The 21,589-nt window shown below is 44.4% G+C and carries 15 protein-coding genes; 9 read left to right on the plus strand and 6 right to left on the minus strand.

Annotated features, from left to right (window positions below; translation table 11 throughout):
• Positions 1-52: 52 nt before the first annotated feature.
• A complete protein-coding gene (locus BLT07_RS15120) occupies positions 53-847 on the plus strand; it encodes a hypothetical protein (protein ID WP_091870753.1) in 795 nt (264 codons plus the stop codon).
• 160 nt (positions 848-1,007) lie between these two features.
• Here the strand turns inward: BLT07_RS15120 and BLT07_RS15125 are convergent, their stop codons facing one another.
• From BLT07_RS15125 to BLT07_RS15150, 6 genes are all read right to left on the minus strand, one after another.
• Entirely contained in the window at positions 1,008-2,306 is a 1,299-nt protein-coding gene (locus BLT07_RS15125) for a DEAD/DEAH box helicase (RefSeq protein WP_091870758.1), read from the minus strand.
• 135 nt (positions 2,307-2,441) lie between these two features.
• Positions 2,442-4,673, minus strand: coding sequence for a TonB-dependent receptor (locus BLT07_RS15130; RefSeq protein ID WP_091870763.1), 2,232 nt, complete (start codon positions 4,671-4,673; stop codon positions 2,442-2,444).
• Between the two features lie 103 nt (positions 4,674-4,776).
• Positions 4,777-5,247: a hypothetical protein gene (locus BLT07_RS15135; RefSeq protein WP_091870766.1), complete on the minus strand. Its 471-nt coding sequence runs from the start codon at positions 5,245-5,247 to the stop codon at positions 4,777-4,779.
• 79 nt (positions 5,248-5,326) lie between these two features.
• Complete coding sequence (locus tag BLT07_RS15140; RefSeq protein WP_091870771.1) at positions 5,327-9,457, minus strand: non-ribosomal peptide synthetase; 4,131 nt, start codon at positions 9,455-9,457, stop codon at positions 5,327-5,329.
• A gap of 9 nt (positions 9,458-9,466) precedes the next feature.
• Positions 9,467-9,703 carry an acyl carrier protein gene (locus BLT07_RS15145; RefSeq protein ID WP_091870774.1) on the minus strand — a complete coding sequence of 79 codons (237 nt, stop codon included), beginning with the start codon at positions 9,701-9,703 and terminating at the stop codon, positions 9,467-9,469.
• Positions 9,703-11,271 (minus strand): amino acid adenylation domain-containing protein, encoded by a 1,569-nt coding sequence (locus BLT07_RS15150; protein WP_091870777.1) that lies wholly within the window; start codon positions 11,269-11,271, stop codon positions 9,703-9,705. The genes BLT07_RS15145 and BLT07_RS15150 overlap by 1 nt, the downstream gene beginning before the upstream one ends.
• Positions 11,272-11,651: 380 nt before the next feature.
• Between BLT07_RS15150 and BLT07_RS15155 the strand changes: the two genes are divergently transcribed.
• The 8 genes from BLT07_RS15155 (at position 11,652) to pdxH (ending at position 21,584) form a co-directional block, all read left to right on the plus strand.
• Positions 11,652-12,911 carry a HupE/UreJ family protein gene (locus tag BLT07_RS15155; protein ID WP_091870781.1) on the plus strand — a complete coding sequence of 420 codons (1,260 nt, stop codon included), beginning with the start codon at positions 11,652-11,654 and terminating at the stop codon, positions 12,909-12,911.
• 28 nt (positions 12,912-12,939) lie between these two features.
• A complete protein-coding gene (locus BLT07_RS15160; RefSeq protein WP_175455345.1) occupies positions 12,940-16,974 on the plus strand; it encodes a non-ribosomal peptide synthetase in 4,035 nt (1,344 codons plus the stop codon).
• A gap of 23 nt (positions 16,975-16,997) precedes the next feature.
• The gene (locus BLT07_RS15165) at positions 16,998-17,699 is read left to right on the plus strand and encodes a 4'-phosphopantetheinyl transferase family protein (protein WP_091870788.1); all 702 of its coding nucleotides are present in this window, start codon (positions 16,998-17,000) and stop codon (positions 17,697-17,699) included.
• A gap of 87 nt (positions 17,700-17,786) precedes the next feature.
• Positions 17,787-18,326, plus strand: coding sequence for a bifunctional pyr operon transcriptional regulator/uracil phosphoribosyltransferase PyrR (gene pyrR, locus BLT07_RS15170; protein ID WP_091870794.1), 540 nt, complete (start codon positions 17,787-17,789; stop codon positions 18,324-18,326).
• Between the two features lie 149 nt (positions 18,327-18,475).
• Positions 18,476-19,402, plus strand: coding sequence for an aspartate carbamoyltransferase catalytic subunit (locus BLT07_RS15175; RefSeq protein WP_091870798.1), 927 nt, complete (start codon positions 18,476-18,478; stop codon positions 19,400-19,402).
• A gap of 199 nt (positions 19,403-19,601) precedes the next feature.
• Positions 19,602-19,934, plus strand: coding sequence for a ribonuclease Z (locus tag BLT07_RS15180; protein WP_091870802.1), 333 nt, complete (start codon positions 19,602-19,604; stop codon positions 19,932-19,934).
• Positions 19,931-20,836, plus strand: coding sequence for a ribonuclease Z (locus BLT07_RS15185; RefSeq protein ID WP_091870807.1), 906 nt, complete (start codon positions 19,931-19,933; stop codon positions 20,834-20,836). Before BLT07_RS15180 ends, BLT07_RS15185 begins: the two co-directional genes overlap by 4 nt.
• A gap of 100 nt (positions 20,837-20,936) precedes the next feature.
• Positions 20,937-21,584: a pyridoxamine 5'-phosphate oxidase gene (gene pdxH, locus BLT07_RS15190; RefSeq protein WP_091870811.1), complete on the plus strand. Its 648-nt coding sequence runs from the start codon at positions 20,937-20,939 to the stop codon at positions 21,582-21,584.
• Positions 21,585-21,589 lie beyond the last annotated feature (5 nt).

Raw genomic sequence — 21,589 nt, forward strand, 5'->3', positions numbered from 1 at the left:
GAAAATGATTTGGGGAAACCCCCGTTTATTTTAACCGATAAAACAAATTAACATGAAAAAATTAGTGATTATTACCGTATTGATGGTGCTTGGTTTTACGGCCCATGCACAAGAAAAATTATATCTGGTTTTTGAATTTATGAAAGTGGATAATGAACAAGAAGCAGCGTATAGCGAGACGGAATCGTTTTGGGAAAAAATTCAGGAACAACGTGTTAAAGCGGGAGACATCTTAGGATGGGATTTGTGGTCGTTGCAGCCAGGCGGTGAAATGCAAGATTTTCAATACGTAACGGTGTCACTGTACAACGATCCGGTAAAAATGATGGACGGCAGTAGCTGGAGCTCTTTGGAGGACAGGGTGAAAGCGGCCTATCCAAATATGACTGAAGCCGACCTTCTGGCCAAAATTAACGGTTCATCAAAGACCAGGGATTTGGCGGTGAGGATTTATGCCCAAGAAATCGCAACGACTACGGGATCCTCGGCGGCCGAAATGGTTTTAGGAACAGTAGCTGAGATAGATATGATGAAAGTATCGCTTGAGAACTATGGAGCCTATGAAAAAGCAGAGGTAGAAGTCTTTCAGCCTTTGCATCAAAAAGCAGTCGATGCTGGTGAAAAGATGAACTGGGGATTGATTCGGTTTATGAACCCTATAGGAAGTGACACGTATGCCTCCCACATGACGATTAGTATGTTCAAGGACTATACGCAGGCCCTAAATCAAAACATTGATTTCAGCGAGGGTGCAACTCCCGCTAAAACCAAGTTGATGCAGGAGGGCATAGCGAATAGGGATTTGAAATATGTCTATATCGCCCAATTGATTAGAATGGTACGTTGATACACACCGGCCCTATTTGGTCAACATCTCAAAACTGGATGTGGTCGCGGATGCCCCTTTGGAGATCGACCGAAAAATCAGTCCATTAAGTAGATTGATCGTACAAAGAACTCCTATACAGGCGTATTCCGATAGTCTGAAACATTTCTATGTTATCGCATTAGTCCCTGCCCCGTGACCTATTACTGGTGTTTCCGCTGCGGTTTTTGTTGGCCCCGCCACGATATTTAGAACTGCCCGAACGGTTCCGGTTTCTGGATCGGTTACGGTCGGGATTCGGTTTTCGTCGTGGTTGTTCCGTATGGGTTTCCGAGTCGTCATCCGCATCAACGAACTGATGTTCGGGCATACGGGGCACCTCTTGTTTTATCAGTTTTTCGATATCCCTAAGGTATGGCCTTTCCTCTTTATCGCAAAAAGATAGTGCGATTCCACTGGCGTCCGCACGACCCGTTCGCCCAATTCGGTGTACGTAAGTTTCGGAAACGTTCGGCAGGTCATAATTTATGACTAGGTTCAACTCTTCCACATCGATGCCACGCGCGGCGATATCGGTGGCTATCAATATCCTCAGCTTGCCTTCTTTAAAAGCACCCAACGCTTTTTGACGAGCGGCTTGGGACTTGTTACCGTGAATGGCGGCGGAACGGATATCGGCCTGTGCCAATTTTTTGACGATTTTGTTGGCGCCGTGCTTGGTTCGGGAAAATACCAAAACGGAATCGTCTGGCTTTTCCTTTACAATATGCGCCAATAGTTTTGGCTTGTTCTGTTTGCTGACGAAATAAACGCCTTGTTCCACTTTTTCCGCTGTGGCCTGTTCGGGCTTGATGGTCACCTGCTCAAAATCGCCCAATATTTTTCGGGATAGGTCTACGATGGATTTCGGCATGGTGGCCGAAAAGAAAAGGGACTGCCGTTTGGGCGGCAGTTTGGCAATGATTTTTTTGATGTCATGTATAAAGCCCATGTCCAACATCTGATCGGCCTCATCCAGTACGGCGAATTCTAAGTCCCGAAACGAAATAAAGCCCTGATTCATAAGGTCAAGTAGCCTTCCGGGGGTGGCGACCAAAATATCTACACCACTTTGCAGGGCCCGTGTCTGGCTGCCTTGCTTTACGCCACCGAAAATGACGGTGGTTTTGAGGCCCGTGAAACGGCCATATGCGTTAAAACTTTCTCCGATTTGTATAGCGAGTTCACGGGTAGGGGTGACTACCAATGCTTTTATCCGTCGTTTACCGGGCTGTCCATTTTGTGCATTGTACAGATGATGGAGAATAGGAATACCGAAAGCGGCAGTTTTCCCCGTGCCCGTCTGCGCTACACCTAGAAGGTCTTTTCTTTTTAGTAAAATGGGAATTGCCTTTTCTTGTATCGGGGTCGGGTTAGTGTATCCTTCTTGTTCGACCGCTTTTAAAATGGGCTCGGCCAACCCTAGATCTTTAAATGTCATAGTTGCAAATAAGCGGCAAAGGTAGTTTAAAAAGATGTAAGACTAAAGGATGTAAGGTTACAAGACCTAATACAAAATAAAGCAGGACACCCAAGTACTTGGATATCCTGCCTCACTACTTAAAATTCGAAACGCTTAAAATGTCACTGATAGCTTCCCTCGTAAATAGAAAGGGGAACCGGGTGTAAAATGGATTTCTTCCACCGATTGTGGCTCGTTGAACAAACGGCTTTCCGTTGCAAACTGGGTCTCGTTCCACTCGGTGTCGAAGAGGTTTTCGACGATAAGGCCCAAGGTCCAATTTTTGATGGAATAGTTGAGGTTTAGGTCGGTTACGAAATAGCCCTCCGCAACGATCGAATTATCTTCGTTGGCTGGCCGGTCATCGACATAACGGTAGCTGATACCGCCCGAAAAATTATGGATGTCACGGAAAGATAGTCCCGCGGAGGAAGTCAGATCGGGCGCAAGGGGAATATAGTTTTCTCCTGCAGGATTTTCTGTGCTTCTGGCATGGGTGTAGTTGATGTCCGCGTTAGCATACAGTCCATCGGCCAGTTGATAGCGCAAGCCAAAGTCTACACCATAGCGTTGCGTTTTTCCGCTGGGTTCAACAATGCCCGCATCACCCACGTAGACAAATTCCTGTTGCAAAAAGAGCGTCCACAATGCCGCATTGATTGCCAATCTGTCCATAGGTTTCAGTAGCGTACCCAAATCCGCACCAAAAGCAAGCGGTAAAATATCTTCACCGGTGTCCGCAATGACGACTCTTGTATCGTTGGAATGGAAACCAATGCCTGATTTGGCGTATAGCTGAACGTTAGGACCAGGCGCGTAGATCACGTTTAGTTTGGGTCCCAGAAATAGTTTGTCCTGACTTTTATCGTCATAGGTTTCCGATAGCAGATTGACGTAATCGAACTTGAAATAGTCAAGTCGCAGTCCAGGGTTGATGGTCCATTTGTCCTTTTTATAGGTCAGGTCGAAAAAGCCATACCCGTTAACCTCGTCAACGTTTCCATAGGCCAAGCGTTCCAATAAGGTCTGACGGTTGGCGGTGCGGGAAAGTTGTACATCATTCACATCGTCATACCTGAAACCAATACCGGCCTCGTATTTGAATTGGGAGTCGTGGTCGCCTACATGGATCGAATGTTCATAGACTGTTTCCGCACCGATGATGGTACGATCTTCATATTGGCGTATTTGATCGCCGTTTACGGGATCTTCCAAAAAGAAAGTAAAGTTCGAGAACAGTTCGAAATCGTATTTTGATATGTAGGCCTTCGATTTGACACTTGAATGCGCGTTGAGTTGTTTGGTATGGTTGACCAAAAAGTTCGACCGGCTCGTCTTACCGCCCTCCGTGTCGTCTATGGCACCGAACCTAGTTATCAGTCCCTGATCAATGGCTCGCTGGGGAATCTGTCCCGATGCGTCCCACTTACTTTGAAAATGTGACATGGTAAGGGTGAGGTCTTGGTCGATGCGATCGCTGTAATTGTAGCGCCCCATCAGATTAATACGGTTGAAATTCTGGGATGCTTCGAACGGCCCGTCCGAAAGTACAAGCTCGGAAGCAATATAGGCATTGCTATAATCGCTCTCGGCTATCTTGAACATACCCGTGGTACGCAGACTATTGAACTGCCCCACCTCCAATGATATGGAGTTTTTATCAATTTGTTTCCGTAGTCTAAGATCGATATATCCCGCGGTATTGAAATTTCCTTTATGTGCGTAATACGGACCTTTTCCAAAATCGATATTGTCGATGGTTTCGGGAATGATAAAATGCATATCCGAATAGCCCTGTCCGTGGGCGTGGGATACCATGTTTACAGGTAATCCGTCAACATTGATGGCGATATCGGTACCATGGTCGATATCAAATCCGCGCAAAAATATCTGTTCGGCCTTTCCGCCACCGGCATGTTGGCCAATGATCAATCCCGGGACTTTCCGCAAAATTTCCTGTGATGATTTTACGGGACTGGTCTTGATGTCGACGTTTACAAAATTGCTCAAGGCGTTTACTTTGGAAACCAAGACGACCTGATCCAGCGATACTGCCGATTCTACCATCGTGATATTGGCGGTGCCGTCCAATTGGACCTCTGTAATCGTCAACTCTTGCGTTTTGTATCCGAGGCTATAGAATCGAATGATATCTCCGGCGGAAATATCATCGAGCTCAAAATAGCCGGATACATTGGTATAGGTATATCCACCTGTCGTTTTATTGAAAACGCCGACCCCTTCAAGCGCTTTAGTGTCTTCCGAGGTCACCGTTCCGTTAAGCTCGTGTGCGTAGAGACTGCTACAGGCGATAATTGTGAATACTGTGAGTATATATTTTTTCATATTAGTTATTATTTCAAGGGTATCCATGCCGAAGTTTCCGTTCAGAAAAGCGTATTTCTGAAAGGCTTCGTTGGATGTTTATTTTTTTGGGATGTACTTTCTTCTAAGCGGAAACGCGCTGTGGTGGTTCTTCGGGATGGACCAAAAAGCCTTTTTTGACTTTTTGTTCTACCGCATTGGTGCCTTGGGAAGTGGTAAGGGAAAATAATTTTGGTAGGATGACCTGTGACGAGCTGATATGCTTATCACATTTTATAAGGAGGAGTGCCGTATCGTCTTCGGAATTTTGCTCATCGGATGCATCGAAAATGGAATCCATCAAATTGAGCAAAGTGTGCTGGTGATCAGCGGAGACCATACTATGTTCATCCTTTTCATGGGCATAATGATCATGGCCTGTAGTATGTAAATGGTGGGAAATGACGGTTTCGGGGGCTTCCAAAAGATGTGAAATTTCATGAAAAACCGTACGGATCTGATGGTGAATGGGGTTTGCCAAATAGCAGATGCCCATGAGCAGTGCCATGTATTTTAACGCGAACGGCTTCAAGCCTTTTTTTAGTCGTTTGTTCATATTTTTATGGTAAGCGCTGCGCCAGCGCCAAGAGCCTTGCGCTCCACAAAGAAAGCGTAGGACGATTTGCGATCACCGTTTAGCTATTTTCCATCAGTTCGGTCAAAGTTTCTTCGATAAAAGTAGCATATTCGGCTATGGTGGGCCGTTCGAATATCTTGTTCAGGGGAAAATCGACCTCGATTTCCTCATTGATGCGTGCCGTGACCCTGATGGCGGCCAGCGAATGCCCTCCCAAGGCGATAAAATCATCGTGTACGCCCACTTTTTTAAGTTGCAATACTTCTTTCCAAACCCTTTCAAGCAGTGCTTCGATCTCGTTTCTCGGAGCGGTGTAGGGGGTGTCCATCGACAATTGTGCGCTACTCAGGTTCTCCAGCGCATTTTTATCGACCTTGCCGTTTTTGGTCAAGGGCATTTCATCCATATGCTTGAAAAGGGTGGGCACCATGTAAGCGGGTAATTTGCCGGAAAGATACTGCTGTAGATCTTTCACTGCAGTCTCTGGATTTCCCGTAAAGTATGCTACCAATTTTTCCGTCGGTTGTCGGTCGGCCTCCGATCTCTCATAGCCTATCTCTTCCATAATACGCATGACCTCGGTTTCGTCGATAACTTCGTTGATTTCCGCCAAACTTTCATTTCGGGTCTTATGGCCCAACCGAACATCCCAACTATAGGGAAAAGCATAATTGCTATAGCCATCTTCCTTTTTATGTACATAGATGCCGACCTGATTGATCAGGCAATTCGTGGAACGCCCGGTATCGGTCGGCCGTACCCATCCTATTTTATCCTTTAGATAATTCAATAGCTCTTCAAGGCTAACATCGCTGTAGCGGTAAAAATCTACGAATTGTACTTTTTCAAAAACAGCATCATCCTCGAACGCGGATACATCCAAAAGTCTTTGTACGGCGTCGGATTCGCGGTGATAGATTTTTCGTGCCTCCAGAATGGTATCGTCTATTTTGGTGGTATCCAAAGTATCCTCCCAAAAAAGCTCTTCGGTCAACCGGGTCTCGAAGAATTGGCCCCTTGAAAGTCCCGTGACGATAAAGGGAATCTCTTTTTTCAGCGCGATTTGGGTGCTTAGGGTATAAATGGTCTTAAAACAGCCGTTGCAGACGTTGTGATGTCGGTGCAGGCTATCGACAAAAATTTCGTTCATATGCGGGGTTTCGCCGTACACATGGTCGACGCCCAGTTGAGTTACGATACGGTCGACATTGGCCTTGGCCTGTTCGGAGATGTAGCCATTGTCCATCGTAAAGGCCAAAACGTTCAGTCCCATATCGATAAGCCGCCCCAAAACGTAGGTACTGTCCTTACCGCCGCTCAAAAGAGAGATACAGTCGTACTTCGGACTTTCGCCCCGCTTCGAGGTTAATATCCGTACCAGTTCGTCATCGTTCTTGAAATAGCGCTTTACTTTATCCTCGTAGTTGGAGAACGAGGTGCAGAGTTGGCAGACGCCCTGTTCGTTAAACTCGATTTCCGGATAGTTGGAAGGGAGTCCGCATTGGATACAGTTGACCACCTCGTTTTCAGGAACGGTTTTTCTATCGGATACCACGACCACGGTACAATTTTCTATTTCGGGATGTGCCGCCAAATTGGCCTCGATATCTGATAGTTCGATACGGTGTCCCCGGAGTTTGACCTGGTCGTCGATCCGACCCAGATATTCAAAATCCCCCGCGGCATTTATTCGGGCCAGATCGCCAGTTCGGTACATTTTGGATTCTTTGGTAAAAGGATGGTCCACGAATTTAGAAGCGGTCATTTCATCAGCATTGGCATAGCCTTTTGCCAGCCCTCTACCACTTAGGTAAAGTTCGCCGATGACCCCTTTGGGAACAGCGTTTAAGTGGTTATCCAAAACAAAGGCTTGCATATGGGCAATGGGTTTTCCGATGGGTACGGAAATGTCGGTGTGTTGCTCGACATCGAACTCGCTGACGATACAGCCCACAGTCGCCTCGGTGGGACCATATTCGTTATAGATTTTTAAATTTTTGGGTAAGTTGGATGCTATCGATTTTGCGAGCTGCACCCTAAAATCTTCCCCGCCGACTATCATTGTTTGTATAGGGGATGCACTTAAATTACGACCTTGGAGCAAGGCCAAATGGGATGGCGTCAGCTTAATGACATTTACCAAATTATCTTCTACCACTTCCAGAAGACTCATATCGGGCCCTGTTGGGTTTTCTTGATAAACAATGATCCGTCCACCATTTAGCAACGGCAGCAAGGTCGAAGTCAATGTGAGGTCAAAACCTATGGAAGTGAATAACGGAAATACCGAGGTTTTGTCGATCTGATACCGTTTTCCGGCCCAATACAAATAATTCGAAATGGCCGCATGGGGTATCAAAACTCCTTTTGGGCGGCCCGTACTACCCGAAGTATACAGTACATAGGCGAGGGCGTCAGGATTCGCCGCGACCCCTAAATTCGTGGTTGGTTCTTCGGACAGTCTATTTTTTTGTTCGGATAGTGTCAGTATGGAAATACCATCCAAATTAAGCCTTTTCCGCAAACCTTCTTCGGTTATAAGCAGGGTGCATCTGGAATCGGATAGCATATAGGCAATACGATCGGCAGCTTGGTCGGATGCGATGGGAATAAAAGCGGCGCCCGTTTTTAACACCGCCAAAACGCTGATGATATATTCGGAATTTCTGTGGAAATAAAGGGCTACCTTATCCTCTTCGCCTATACCTTTTTTTTGTAGATAATGGGCCAGTTGATTGGCTTTTTTGTTCAGGCCGGCGTAGGTGAAAGTTTCTTTGTTGTATTGCAAAGCCACCGCGTTCGGATGCTCGGCCGTATTTTTTTCAAAACTCGCAACGATGCTATTTGGTGTTTCACTTAACGCGCTGTCCGCTTTGAAAAAAAGTGGCCTTTCTTTCGATGGTAGCAAACTTGGTTTATCGATAGCCATATCCACATCGGCCAACATGGCGTCCAATAGATTGAGAAAGTGATAGGGTACTTTATGTATCAGTTCAGGACTGAATGTACCGTGGTTCAGATCAAAAAAGAGTTGGATTTCCGTATCGGGATCGTAATCCAGAACGTGACATCGTATCTGATGGTTGCTGTCTATGTGCCCGGTATAAATCCATTCCGAAGTGGTCTTAAAGCCGTTAAAATCGGGAAAACTGGTATGGATAAAATTCAAGACCGCATTGAAACCGCTTTTAGTCTCTTTGTCCGCCGAATCGTGTAGCGCATGTTTCAGGCTCTCGTTGTTTTCAAGCCTAACGTGTTGCAAAAGCGTGCGAAATGTATCTTTTTCCCCGATTTCCATGGCCAAGGGATAGATTTCCAAAAAATAGCCTACCGTATCGCGAAATTTACGGGATACCCGATTGTGTAATAGCGCGCCCAAGGTCAGGTTTTTTTGGCCACTGACCCGGTACATATAAATGAAAAGCAGACCGGACAACATAGTAAACAAGGTTTGCTGCTCGGTAAAACCTTTTATATCTGGATGTTTGAATAGGCGTTTTAATTTTTCGGAGCGTTCGGGCCCTAGAGGTATGGGAACCCTAGTGGCCTCTGTAGTCCTTGTCTTGGGTTTGACCCCGTAAAAAACTGGTAATTCTCTCGAGGAAGTACGTATAGGGGACTCATGATATGTTTTTTCGTTTTGGGCAGTTGTCCGTTCCAATTCAGAGTTGACATACGCCACATAGGTCGGACTTTCGATAGTAGGTTCTGCCGATGCATCCGCCAAAAGAGCGGTATAAAGGCCGGCCATTCTCTTGAATACAATTTTTCTTGAAACGCCATCGGTGACCAGGTGATGCATGTTAAGATACCAGATATATCTATTTTCCGAGATTTTAAGCAGTACGGTGTCAAAAACCTGATGGGAGAGGTCCAATTTCTGTTGGCTGCGCTGCAGTAACCACCCCGAAATGGACACATTTTCGGAATTTTCTGAAAAATCGAGAATCTCTAGCTCAAAATCAGGAATAGCCTCTACAAACTGGTACGGAATGCCATTTTCCTCCGAAAATCGCATTTGAAAGGCATCCGTAGTGTCCAAGAGCTGTTGAAAAGCTTTTTTGAATAGGCTTGTATTGATCGGCCCAAAGATATCGTATGAACAGGCCGTGTTGTACAGCGGTACATGGGGATTCATTTTCTGCCCCGTCCATAATGACAATTGCCCGGATGTTAGCTTTAATTTCATCAATTTTTTTTAGTTCAGTTTGGTCGATAGATACTCTGAAATACTTGAAACCGTGTTGAAATTCTCGACGGTCATATCCTCAGGTGCTATTTTTACTTTAAATTCCTTTTCAAGAAATACGACGAGCTGCATCATTCCCAGTGAATCGACAATGCCGTTTCCCAGTAGATCTTCCTCCAAATCAATATCATCCACGGGTTCCATGGAAATTTCGGTTTTAATATAACTAATAATTTTATCGGTCATCAGGTAGGGGTTTCGAGTGATTTGATGATTTGTTTACGGTCTATTTTTCCTGTGGCCGTTCTAGGGAAATCGGTTAGAATAGCAATCTTTTGTGGCACGGAATAGGGGGGGAGCCCGTTTTTACAAAAGCGTATGAGATCATCGGTAGTATACTCCGTCAGTTCCTCGAGCTTTACAACGGCTTCAAGGCTCCGGTTGTTCGAATCCTTTTGTACTATCACCACTGCAGCTTCTTTTACGGCATCGTTTTTTAAGAGCACCGCCTCAATTTCATCGAGCTCGATCCGGTACCCCCGCAGTTTTATTTGCCGGTCTTTTCTACCGAGAAAGAATAGTTCTTTTTTAGCATTTTCTTGCACCAGATCTCCGGTTCTATAGTAGATATGGTCATAACCCGCTGCTTTTGCTATCCTATAAAAGGCATTTTCGGTACGTTCGGTATCGTTCCAGTATCCTATCATAAGGGTAGTCGTTCTTACGACAAGTTCGCCCGATTCTCCCCTTTCTACTTCCCGGTCGTTTGCATCCAAAATTTTATATTCCGTATTTCCCCAAACGGTTCCCAAAGGTATAGGGTCGTCCGTTTTCGGCGGTTCGTCCAGCACATAATAGGTACACCTAAAAAGCTCCGAAGGGCCATACGAATTAATGAATTTGACATGGGGCCATTTAAGCATCAATGCCCGCAATTGCTTTACGGGAAACACTTCGCCTCCGAACCGCACCCATCGCAGGGCACTGAAATCTTGCTTTTCAATAGCGCCATGTACTAAAACCTGGATTAGCAGTAACGGTACCGAAAACCAAAGCGTAATTTTTTCCTTGGCCACCAAAGCGGAAAGGCTTGCGGGCAATTTTACATAGGAATCAGGAAAAATAACGGTTGTCGCCCCGACCAGAGGTCCTGAAAAATAGCCGAAAAGGGACTGGTCGAAATGTAACGGGGCAAAATTGCCGATTCTATCCTGTTCATCTGAATCGTGCAGCTCGGCCTCGAGTCTGGCCAAAGCCAAAATATTATGGTGCGAATGCATTATTCCCTTTGGTGTTCCCGTAGAACCCGACGTATAAAGAATGGACGCCAAATCATCTTCCAGGATACGGGGAGAAACGAATTTCTCTAAAGACCTTGAAAAAACCGAAGGCCAAGAAACAGTCTTTGTATCCTGTTCATCGGATAGTCCAATAATGGAAATAAGAAACGGGGCCGCATCAGAAATCACCTTTATCTTTTTTGATTGCGAGGGTGTGGTCAAAAGCTGTTCGATACCGCAATCCTTCATAATTAGAAGAATTCTGTTCAGGGGCAGAAAAGGATCAATGGCCACAAATGCCCCCCCTGATTTAAGCACACCGTAAACGGCCACCGCAGTATCCAAACAACGGTTCATGAAGATGCCCACACGGTCCCCTTTTTCCAATCCGTTTTGGATAAGACAGGACGCTAATTGGTTCGCCTTCCGATCGAGTTCGGCATATGAAATGGAATCGTTTAAACAGGTGAAAGCCTCCTTTTCTGGAAAGCGCCCGGCTGTTCGCTCCATCAATTGTGCCAGATTATAGATCATTCATCGGGTTTGAAATTACGGTTTACATCGGTTTTATTTTCCACTATCGAGACCGAACTTTAGCTTAAATTTTTCAAGGTATAAAGGTAATTCGAGATTTCTCTTTTCTCAAATTGTTCGAAGGTTTGTTGACCCATAATTGTTCCGTACATCGAAAATATGATAATTACGCACTATTATTTCTAATTTTGTACCATATTTATAACATAAAATAGTTTTTGTTGAAGCCTTTGAAAATAGGGAAATTCAAGAAAATTTCGTAACAAACGGGTTCCGAACCCATTTTAAGCGTTTCAAAATTTATAAAAAAGATTAAACAGAATTATGGACAAATACCGGATTGACGGATTCTGCTACCTTGTAATTTTAATTGACCACTTATGAAAAGAACCACCCTTCAGCTTTTTTTTATCCTTTTTTTGCTAGTGCCGCTCTCGATCTATTCGCACCAACCCGACCGCAGTCTTATTTATTTAAGGGTTTATGAAACTGCAGGCATCGAAGGCCGTTTCGAGATCATGGCTACTGAACTGGACAAGTATTTGGGTCTTGATCTTGGAAGACATCCATCGGTAGAAGAGGTGGCCGTTTACAGGGAAAAGATTCAGGCCTATCTCTTTGAACATAGCGCGTTTTCCTCGGTTTACGGCAATCATAAAATTATTTTTACGGATGAGATCAGCATCCTATATATTGATTTTGGGTCGTTCGTAGCCATACACTTCCGGTTGGACAATACAGAAAAAATTCCCGATAAACTTGAGGTGACGTATGCGGTATTTTTCGATGAAAACCCCATGCAGACCAATAGGTTGGGCATGGAATACAACTGGAAAGCGGGACTTATCAATAATGAAAAGATCATGGCCTTGGATTTTACCCCGAGCCAAAAGACCAAAACCTTAGACCTTACCGATACTTCCGTTTGGAAAGGGTTTCTGGCCATGATCAAACAAGGCACATGGCACATTTGGATCGGCGCTGATCATATTTTATTTTTGCTGGCCTTAATTCTGCCGTCCGTAGTGTTGCGAAAAAGAGAAACCTTGCAGCCAATTACGAGCGAGGGAATAGCCTCCAAACCCTCACGCTGGAAATGGGTGCCGGTGCCGCAATTCAAGCCCGCATTTTGGTATATTCTAAAGATAGTCACCTTTTTCACCATTGCCCATACCATCACCCTGAGCTTGGCCTCTTTGGGTATTGTCAATCTGCCTTCAAGGTGGGTGGAGTCGATTATCGCCTTTTCGATCGGTCTGGCGGCCTATCATAATATTAAACCTATTTTTATCGGCAGAGAATGGGTGATAGCTTTTGTATTCGGCTTGTTCCACGGTTTTGGCTTCGCCAGCGTACTTTCGGAACTGGGCTTTAAGGGCGAAAACCTTTCGCTATCATTATTGGGCTTTAATATCGGTGTCGAACTGGGGCAGGTGGTCATTATTCTTTTGATATTTCCCGTGCTGTACGTTATCAGAAAATCAAAAATTTACCCGAAATTGTTGGTTTGGCTTTCGGCCCTACTTATCGTCATCTCGTTGTACTGGTTGGTCGAACGCGCTTTTGATATCGACATGCCGATCGATGAGTATTTAAACGGAAAAATATATCCCATTGTCAGGTACTTAGGACTGATATAAAAAGGTTGAAAAAAAAGAAACATTGCTTTTGAAAAACGAAACTAAAAATAGTTCCCTTTTAGATACATGGAAAAATAGGGAAAAGAAGACAATTACCCGTACACGCATTTCCAAAGCACCCGATGGTGCCACTATTCCCTTGTCTAGCGGGCAGCAAAGGCTATGGTTTTTACAGCGTTTACTGCCTGAAAATCCGGTCTATAATTATGCCGAAAGCTTTATTTTTAAAGGAGAGTTGAACGAAGATGCACTCGAACATAGTTTGCGAAGTGTCTTTGAGGAAAATCATATTTTAAGAGCTTTTTATCCTTATGAAGACGGCGGTCCCGTTCAGGTGATTAACGAAGGATCCGATGTGGAATTGAAGCGATTCGATTTAAGCGGTATTCCCAAGGTGGATCTGGAAAAGCAAAAGTTGTCCATTCTCATGTCAGATGCCATACGACATTTTGAGTTGGAGGAATTTCCGCTCGTTCGTACCACCTTGATTAAGTTAAATAATGAGGAGCATGTCTTTTTGCTGACCATGCACCACATCATTTTTGACAAATGGTCTATGGACCTCTTCTTAAAAGAGCTCGCCGCCCACTATGTGGCATATAGTAACGGTCGGGAGGTTGAAAAAAAGGACGCAAATAACCTTCAATTTACCGATTATGCCTTTTGGCGAAAAAATAGGGAATTGGATGCTTCCCAAATGGCCTATTGGAAAAAAAAATTGGGAGGTGAAATTCCATTATTGGCCTTGCCTACCGATTACCCTTTACCGGCAAGTCCCTCTTACAAAGGTACTTCTTATAGAACGAAATTTTCCGGTGATCTATCAAAACGGGTATTGGATCTTTCAAAAAAGATGGAAACCACGCCCTATGTATTTTTATTGTCGGTGTATTACGTATTGCTTCATAAATACAGCGGTCAAAAGGATATCTTGGTCGGTTCCCCCATTTCACTTAGAAACGATACCGCCCTTGAAAATATCATAGGATTTTTCGATGAAACCGCCGTTTTAAGGACTTCGGTACCCACCGAAATAGCTTTTTCAAACTTTGTCAAACAAGTAAGAACGACAGTATTGGATGCCTTTTCAAATACCGACGTCCCTTTTGAGACCTTGGTCAAGGCACTGAGTCCAAAGCGTTCTTTAAGCGTAAATCCCTTTTTTCGCGTGATGTTCATCTATCATTCCGTCACGGAAGTCCCTTCGTTCGGTCCGGAATTGCAACTGTCCCATTCGTTTTTTAATCCGGGCGTTTCCAAGTTTGATCTTACCTTATATGTCGCCAATGAAAATGGGCTGCTTTCTACGGGATTTGAATATGCTACCGATATTTTTGAGAAATCGACCATCATCCAATTTCAGGAGCACTTAAGACTGTTACTCGAAACCATAACCGCCGAGCCGAACCAGAAAATAGGTGACATCGCCATGCTGACGGAAAGGGAGAAAGCAATATTTCTTGAAAAACCCAATGTGGTCGATAGCAATATATCATCCTATACGGGCATACACCATGTCATTGAGCATGTGGCCAAAACCCAACCGGACAAAACCGCGGTAACTTTTGACGGGGTCTCAATATCCTATGAAACCTTGGACCGGAAGGCCGGACGGGTAGCGAACGCCCTCCTCGAAAAGACCAAAAAGAGTAATGAAACCGTAGTATTGTGTGTGGATAGATCTATCGATATGATTGTGGGGATGCTCGGCATATTGAAAGCGGGATGTGCGTATTTGCCCATCGACCCTAACTATCCTTCAGAGCGTTTGGATTTTATTCTAGCAAATGCCCAAGCCGATATTATAGTAACACAGTCTTCGTTGACCTCTATTTTTGATGATTTGGGCAAAGAACTAGTATTGCTCGATACCGTCCAAGAAACGAATTCCCCGACATTAGTAACCCTGCCCAAAGTTAACGGGGATGCAAACGCTTATATTATCTATACTTCCGGTAGTTCGGGGCAACCCAAAGGGGTTCCCATTACACATAACAGCATTATAAATTCTACGGCCGGGAGATTGGACTTTTATCCCAATGATCCGGATGCCTTTTTATTGCTATCCTCTATTGCTTTCGACAGCTCAAAAGCGGGAATTTTTTGGACCCTGTGCACAGGGGGTAATTTAATCATTACCGAGAATCGTATCGAGCAGGATATTTCAAAAATCGGAGATTTCATCCAAGCACATTCCGTGACCCACACCTTAATGCTTCCTTCTTTGTACAAATTAATTTTGGAACATGGTGATGTTTCGAATTTAGGGAGTTTGAATACCGTAATGGTTGCCGGTGAGGCTTTTGCGCCAGGTATAGTCGATTTGCATTTCAAAAAGCTTCCCGATACCGGTCTTTACAACGAATATGGCCCAACGGAAGCCTGCGTTTGGTGTACGGCACATCGGGTCGAACAGGAGGATGCTTCAAAAGGCGTTCCCATAGGAAAACCCGTAGCCGGTTCTGAAATCTACCTGTTGAACGAAACCATGAACCTAGTGCCGTATGGGGCTATCGGGGAGATTTTTATTGGAGGACCGGGTATTTCGAGGGGGTATATCAATAAACCCGAACTCTCGGAAACCTCGTTCGTACCGCATCCTTTTCATAAAAATGGGGTTGATAGAGTATACAAAACTGGCGATTTAGGCCGTTATCGAAAAGACGGGGCCATTGAATTTCTGGGAAGGGCCGATCACCAGGTAAAAATTCGAGGGTATCGTATTGAATTGGAAGAATTGGAAAAAGTATTGTTGAACGATTCTTCCATAACCGATGCGGTAGCCCTAGTGCATGAATCCGATTCGGAAAGTAGCCGGCGCTTAGTGGCCTATATAGTGGTGAATGAAGCTTATGATGCCGATGTGGTGAAACGCAGCCTCAAATCAAAGATTCCAGATTACATGATACCATCTCGGTTAATAGTGGTCGATTCCTTTCCGGTCTTGCCGAATGCTAAGATTGATATAAAGGCTTTACGGGACCTGGGCAAATCTAAAGATCAAAAAGAACCCGATAAAGATGCCTTACCCACCAACGCGATAGAAAAAAAACTGGTGGGAATTTGGGAAGATGTCCTGAATTTCGCCCCAATCGGAATCCACGATAATTTCTTTGAGATAGGTGGAGATTCCATATTAAGCATACAGGTCATCGCAAAGGCCCGAGCATCGGGAATGCTGTTGTCTCCCAATCAATTTTTTGAATATCAGACCATAGCCGAACTCGCCGATTATACGAAGTCAAAAAACCGGGAATCCAAAAAAGGGGAAAAGACCGATGTATTTAAACATTTGGTACTTATCAGGGCAACGGGTTCAAAACCTGCGCTCTTTTGTCTTCATTCCGGCGGAAGTCATTTCTTTTTTTACAATCTATTTGCCGAATACCTTCCTTCCGATAGACCGGTATATGCCGTGCAAGCATCCGGCCACGAAGGAGAGCCCACCTTGCATAAAAGTGTCGCCGAAATGGCTACAGATTTTATTGGCGAAATCAAAAAAGTACAGCCTAATGGTCCCTACCATTTACTTTCGTATTGTTTCAATACGGCGGTAGGTTTAGAAATTGTTAGGATACTAGAGCGGGAGTCCGAATCTGCCAACCTTATCGTTGCCGATACCATGGCCGACTATCTTAGTATGTTCGCCCCTTCAAAAACAGGAATAAGGACTTTGGCTCTGTTGGAAAGACTGAAGGTAAATCCTATATCAACGGTGCTGGGCTTTATGAAAAGTAAGGTGGTTGTACCACTTAGTAAAAAATTAAAGGACATTAGTAGCAGCGGTAACCAAAGAACCATACGAAGGTTGCATAACAACCATATCAAAATTTATTCGAGGTATACTTGGAGGCCGGTTGAAAGTAGGGTTCAATTATTACTAACCCAAAAAACTGATATCGAATTCAACACCATGCTCATTGCCTCGTGGGAGAAACTTGCGAAAAAAGGGGTCGATGTTGTACCCGTAAAAGGGAATCACGGCAGTCTTTTTTTGGCGCCGACCGCTGAAACAACGGCACAGAGCACATCGTTGTGCATGCAAAAGTTCGAGATGGCCTGAATGGTCTTTCAAAAAACATAATTATGACCCTACTGCCCGAAAACGAAGTGCAGCTCTGGTATTTTAAGGTAGACGAATTTTTAAAAGATGTCGAATCGTATGCAAATCTTCTTTCCTTAAAAGAAACGGCCAGGGCCGATAGCTTTAAATTCGACAAAGACAGAACGGTCTATATTCTTGCCAGGGGACTGCTACGGATTTTGTCAGGTCGTTATCTGAACAAAATTCCAAAAAAAATAAAATTCGACTATGGGGAATATGGTAAGCCCGGTTATAAATTCCAGAACCCTATAGCATTTAATATTTCGCATTCAGGGAACATGATCGTTATGGCCTTTGCGAGAAACTGTGAGATCGGAGTCGATATCGAAAAAATCAAAGATGATTTCGATGTCATCGATATCGCCCATCATTTTTTCTCCCCCGATGAAATCCAGACTTTGAAAGCATTACCGGAGCAAGAACAGGTTTATGGATTCTATCGCTGTTGGACTCGAAAGGAATCTTTTATAAAAGCTAAGGGTAGTGGACTTTCTTTTCCCTTAACCTCGTTTTCGGTTTCCTTGGATGTTGATTACGCCGAACTTTTGCGCACGGATTGGGATAGTACCGAAAAAAAAGAGTGGCAGCTGTTTACATTTACAACGACAAAAGATTATTTGGGTGCGTTATCGGTAAAGGGAAATGTGGAATCCATACGACAAATGAAATGGCATGGGTCATAAATTTTGAGCGTTTACAAAATGAAAAAGTTCAAGCGTGTTCTAAATTAGAATTTCTTATTTTTGTTTCACCGAAGCAATTAGAACCATATGGGTCAAAGAGTATTGTTATCCGAAAAGGAAATCAACATCATACTTCACCGTTTGGCCTGCCAATTGCTTGAAAACCACCTTGATTTTAAAGATACCGTACTCATCGGCATACAGCCGAGGGGATCTTTTGTGGCGAACAGGTTGACGCAGATCTTAAAAGAGGAATACGGGGTAAACCATATCCATACCGGTTTTTTGGATATCACCTTCTATCGCGACGATTTCCGTAGGGGCGATAAGGTATTGGAAGCGAATAAAACGGACATCGATTTCTTGGTAGAGGATAAAAAAGTGGTCTTGATCGACGACGTGCTATACACCGGTCGCAGTATACGTGCGGCCTTGACCGCCATACAATCTTTTGGAAGGCCAAAAGAAATCGAATTGCTCACCCTTATCGATCGACGTTTTAGCCGGCACCTGCCCATACAGCCCAATTATAGGGGTCGGCAGGTCGATGCCATCAATGATGAAAAGGTAAAGGTCTTATGGAAGGAAAACGAAGGCAAGGATGTCGTTTATTTGGTCAAAGGGTAAAGTTCTTGGATCGAAGATGGCAAGTTGAAAAAATTTGCATCTTGAACCGGTCACAAGCCCGCGGACAGGCTTGAATTGTTGAAGCAGGTTTACAATCAAATGGCTTCAACCCTGAATCAGTAGTAATCAATAATTAATAATTTCCGCGAATGAGCGAGTTAAGTGTCAAACACTTATTGGGAATAAAATATCTAAACGAGGCGGATATTCAGCTCATTTTTGAGACTGCCGATCAGTTCAAGGAGGTCATTAACCGCTCGATCAAAAAAGTCCCCTCTTTGCGTGATATCACGATTGCCAATATCTTTTTCGAGAACAGTACCCGAACCAAACTCTCCTTTGAACTGGCCGAAAAACGCCTTTCCGCCGATGTTATCAATTTTTCGGCAGCGCAATCATCCGTAAAGAAAGGGGAGACCCTAATCGATACGGTGAATAACATTCTTTCGATGAAAGTGGATATGGTGGTGATGCGGCACCCCAACCCAGGAGCTGGAATCTTTTTATCGAAACACGTTAAGGCTTCTATTGTCAATGCGGGTGACGGCGCGCACGAGCATCCGACACAGGCCCTGCTCGATTCCTACTCGATTCGCGAAAAACTGGGCGACGTGACCGGTAAAAAGGTGGTCATTGTTGGCGATATCCTGCATTCCCGCGTCGCCCTGTCGAATATTTTTGCCTTGAAGCTTCAAGGGGCCACGGTCAAGGTGTGCGGTCCTAAAACCTTGCTACCCAAACATGTGGAATCGCTCGGTGTAAAGGTGGAAACGGATCTGAGAAAAGCTTTGAACTGGTGCGATGTGGCCAATATGCTACGCATCCAAAACGAACGATTGGATATCAGCTATTTTCCCACGACCAGGGAATACACACAGCAGTTCGGGGTCAACAAAAAATTATTGGACAGCTTGGACAAGGAAATCGTCATCATGCATCCCGGTCCGATAAATAGGGGTGTAGAGATAACGAGTGATGTTGCCGATTCCAAGCAATCCATCATCTTGAACCAAGTTGAAAACGGCGTTGCGATCCGAATGGCAGTGCTGTATTTGTTGGCTTCCAAGATTAAGTAACGTGTTTCTTTTTCGCGAATCTTTGATCCCAAGATGGTTGAAAGCGGTCAAGGGACTTCGTTCAAACGCAGCCGAGATAGTAGCCCGAAAACTGCATGGTTGGCTAGTGAATTCAAAAACGAAAGAAGCGGAAAGTTAAGGCTTGCTCCCAAATCAAAAAGTTCCTCTCAAAAAAAGTAGAACCTAAAACAGTAAAACTATGATTTTCGATTCCGATGGCACCACGACCGTAGTATTTCAAGAGAATATTTCCTTACCAAAATTCCTAAAAAACTTAAATGACGGGTATCCCAAAATTAAGAATGACCATATTATTGTCAACCTTTTTTCCTTTTCGAAGTTGACCTCTGACGATGTGATGGAATTTTTTCAGCTTTCGGATACGCACCGAAAGGCAGACAAGTCCTTCGTTTTGGTGACCGATAAGGTGTCCTACGATGAGGTGCCCGACGCGATTACGGTTGTACCGACCCTGCAAGAAGCCCACGACATTATCGAAATGGAAGAAATCGAAAGGGATTTGGACCTATGAAATTAACCATCCTCGGTTGCTACGCCGCCACCCCGAGAACGATGACCAATCCTACTTCACAGGTGCTGGAAATCAAAAATCACATGTTTCTCATCGACTGTGGCGAGGGTACCCAAGTGCAACTGCGAAAGAACAGGATTAAATTTTCCCGAATAAACCATATTTTTATCTCCCACCTGCACGGCGACCATTTTTTTGGATTGCCCGGACTGGTATCTACCTTTAGATTGTTGGGAAGGGATAAAGACCTGCATATTTACGGCCCCAAAGGCATCAAAGAAGCCATTACCTTGCTCATGAAATTGGGCGATTCATGGACGAACTATCAATTGACCTTCCATGAATTGACATCAAAGAATTCGGAAATTGTTTTTGAGGATGACAAGGTGTCCGTAGCGACCATCCCCCTAAAACATCGGGTGTACACCAACGGATTCCTGTTTCGCGAAAAGCTCGGTGAACGTAAACTCAACATAGAAGCGGTCGCCAAATATCAGATTGGTAAAGCCCATTTTCGAAATATCAAGCAGGGAACGGATGTTCTTCTTGAGGATGGTACAATGGTTTCGAACAAGAAACTGACCTTCGACCCTCCCAAACCGAAAAGTTATGCCTATTGCAGCGATACCGGCTACAAACCGGATATCGTCGATCAAATAAAAAATGTGGATGTGCTCTATCACGAATCCACTTTCTTGGAATCCGAAGCACTTTTGGCACCGAAAACCAAGCATTGCACGGCCAAAGAAGCTGCTGCTATTGCCAATGCCGCCGATGTAGGAACCCTGATCTTAGGGCATTATTCTACCCGCTATAAATCGATAGCACCGTTCAAAGGGGAGGCACAAGACATTTTTGCCAATGTGGAATTAGCTGATGATGGAAAGGTTTTTGAGTTTTAATCGGAAATATGAATTTGGGCCCCCTTTAAAAATCCAATCTGCTTCTCTTTCTCCAATCTTTTGCGGAACTTTGTTTATCTTATTTTAACAAAAGAGCGAAATGCAAAAGGATCTTGCCTATTACCGAAAATCCTACAAAAAAAGTGTCTTGAAGGAGGATGCCCTTCCCGAAAACGCGATGACACTTTTCCAAACATGGTTCGATGAGCTGGAGGCTTCAAAAGGCGTTGAGGAGCCCAATGCCATGACCGTTTCGACCATTGGTTTAGACGGGTTTCCCAAGAGTAGGGTAGTGCTACTTAAAAAATTCAGCGAAAGGGGATTTGTCTTTTATTCCAACTACGAAAGCGAAAAAGGGAAGGCTATTGCCAACAATCCACATATTTGTATTTCATTCTTTTGGCCAAATCTCGAACGACAGGTTATCATAAAAGGACTGGCGGAAAAGCTTCCCGCTCAAGAATCCGATGACTATTTCAATTCCCGCCCTGAAGGTAGCCAATTGGGCGCGCTGGTTTCCGACCAAAGTAGCGTTATCCCATCAAGGGATTTTCTCGAAGACAAATTGTTGGAATTGAAGGAGGAATACAAAGACAAAGAAATCGAACGTCCGAACCATTGGGGCGGCTACCTCGTAAAACCGGAATCCATCGAATTTTGGCAAGGCAGACCGAATCGGCTTCATGATCGCATCCGGTATACCATCCAAGAGAATTTGAATTGGAAAAAAGAGCGATTGGCCCCTTGAAAGAG

Origin of the sequence: Pricia antarctica (assembly GCF_900101815.1) — a bacterium.
In the GTDB taxonomy this organism is placed as follows: Bacteria; Bacteroidota; Bacteroidia; order Flavobacteriales; family Flavobacteriaceae; genus Pricia; species Pricia antarctica.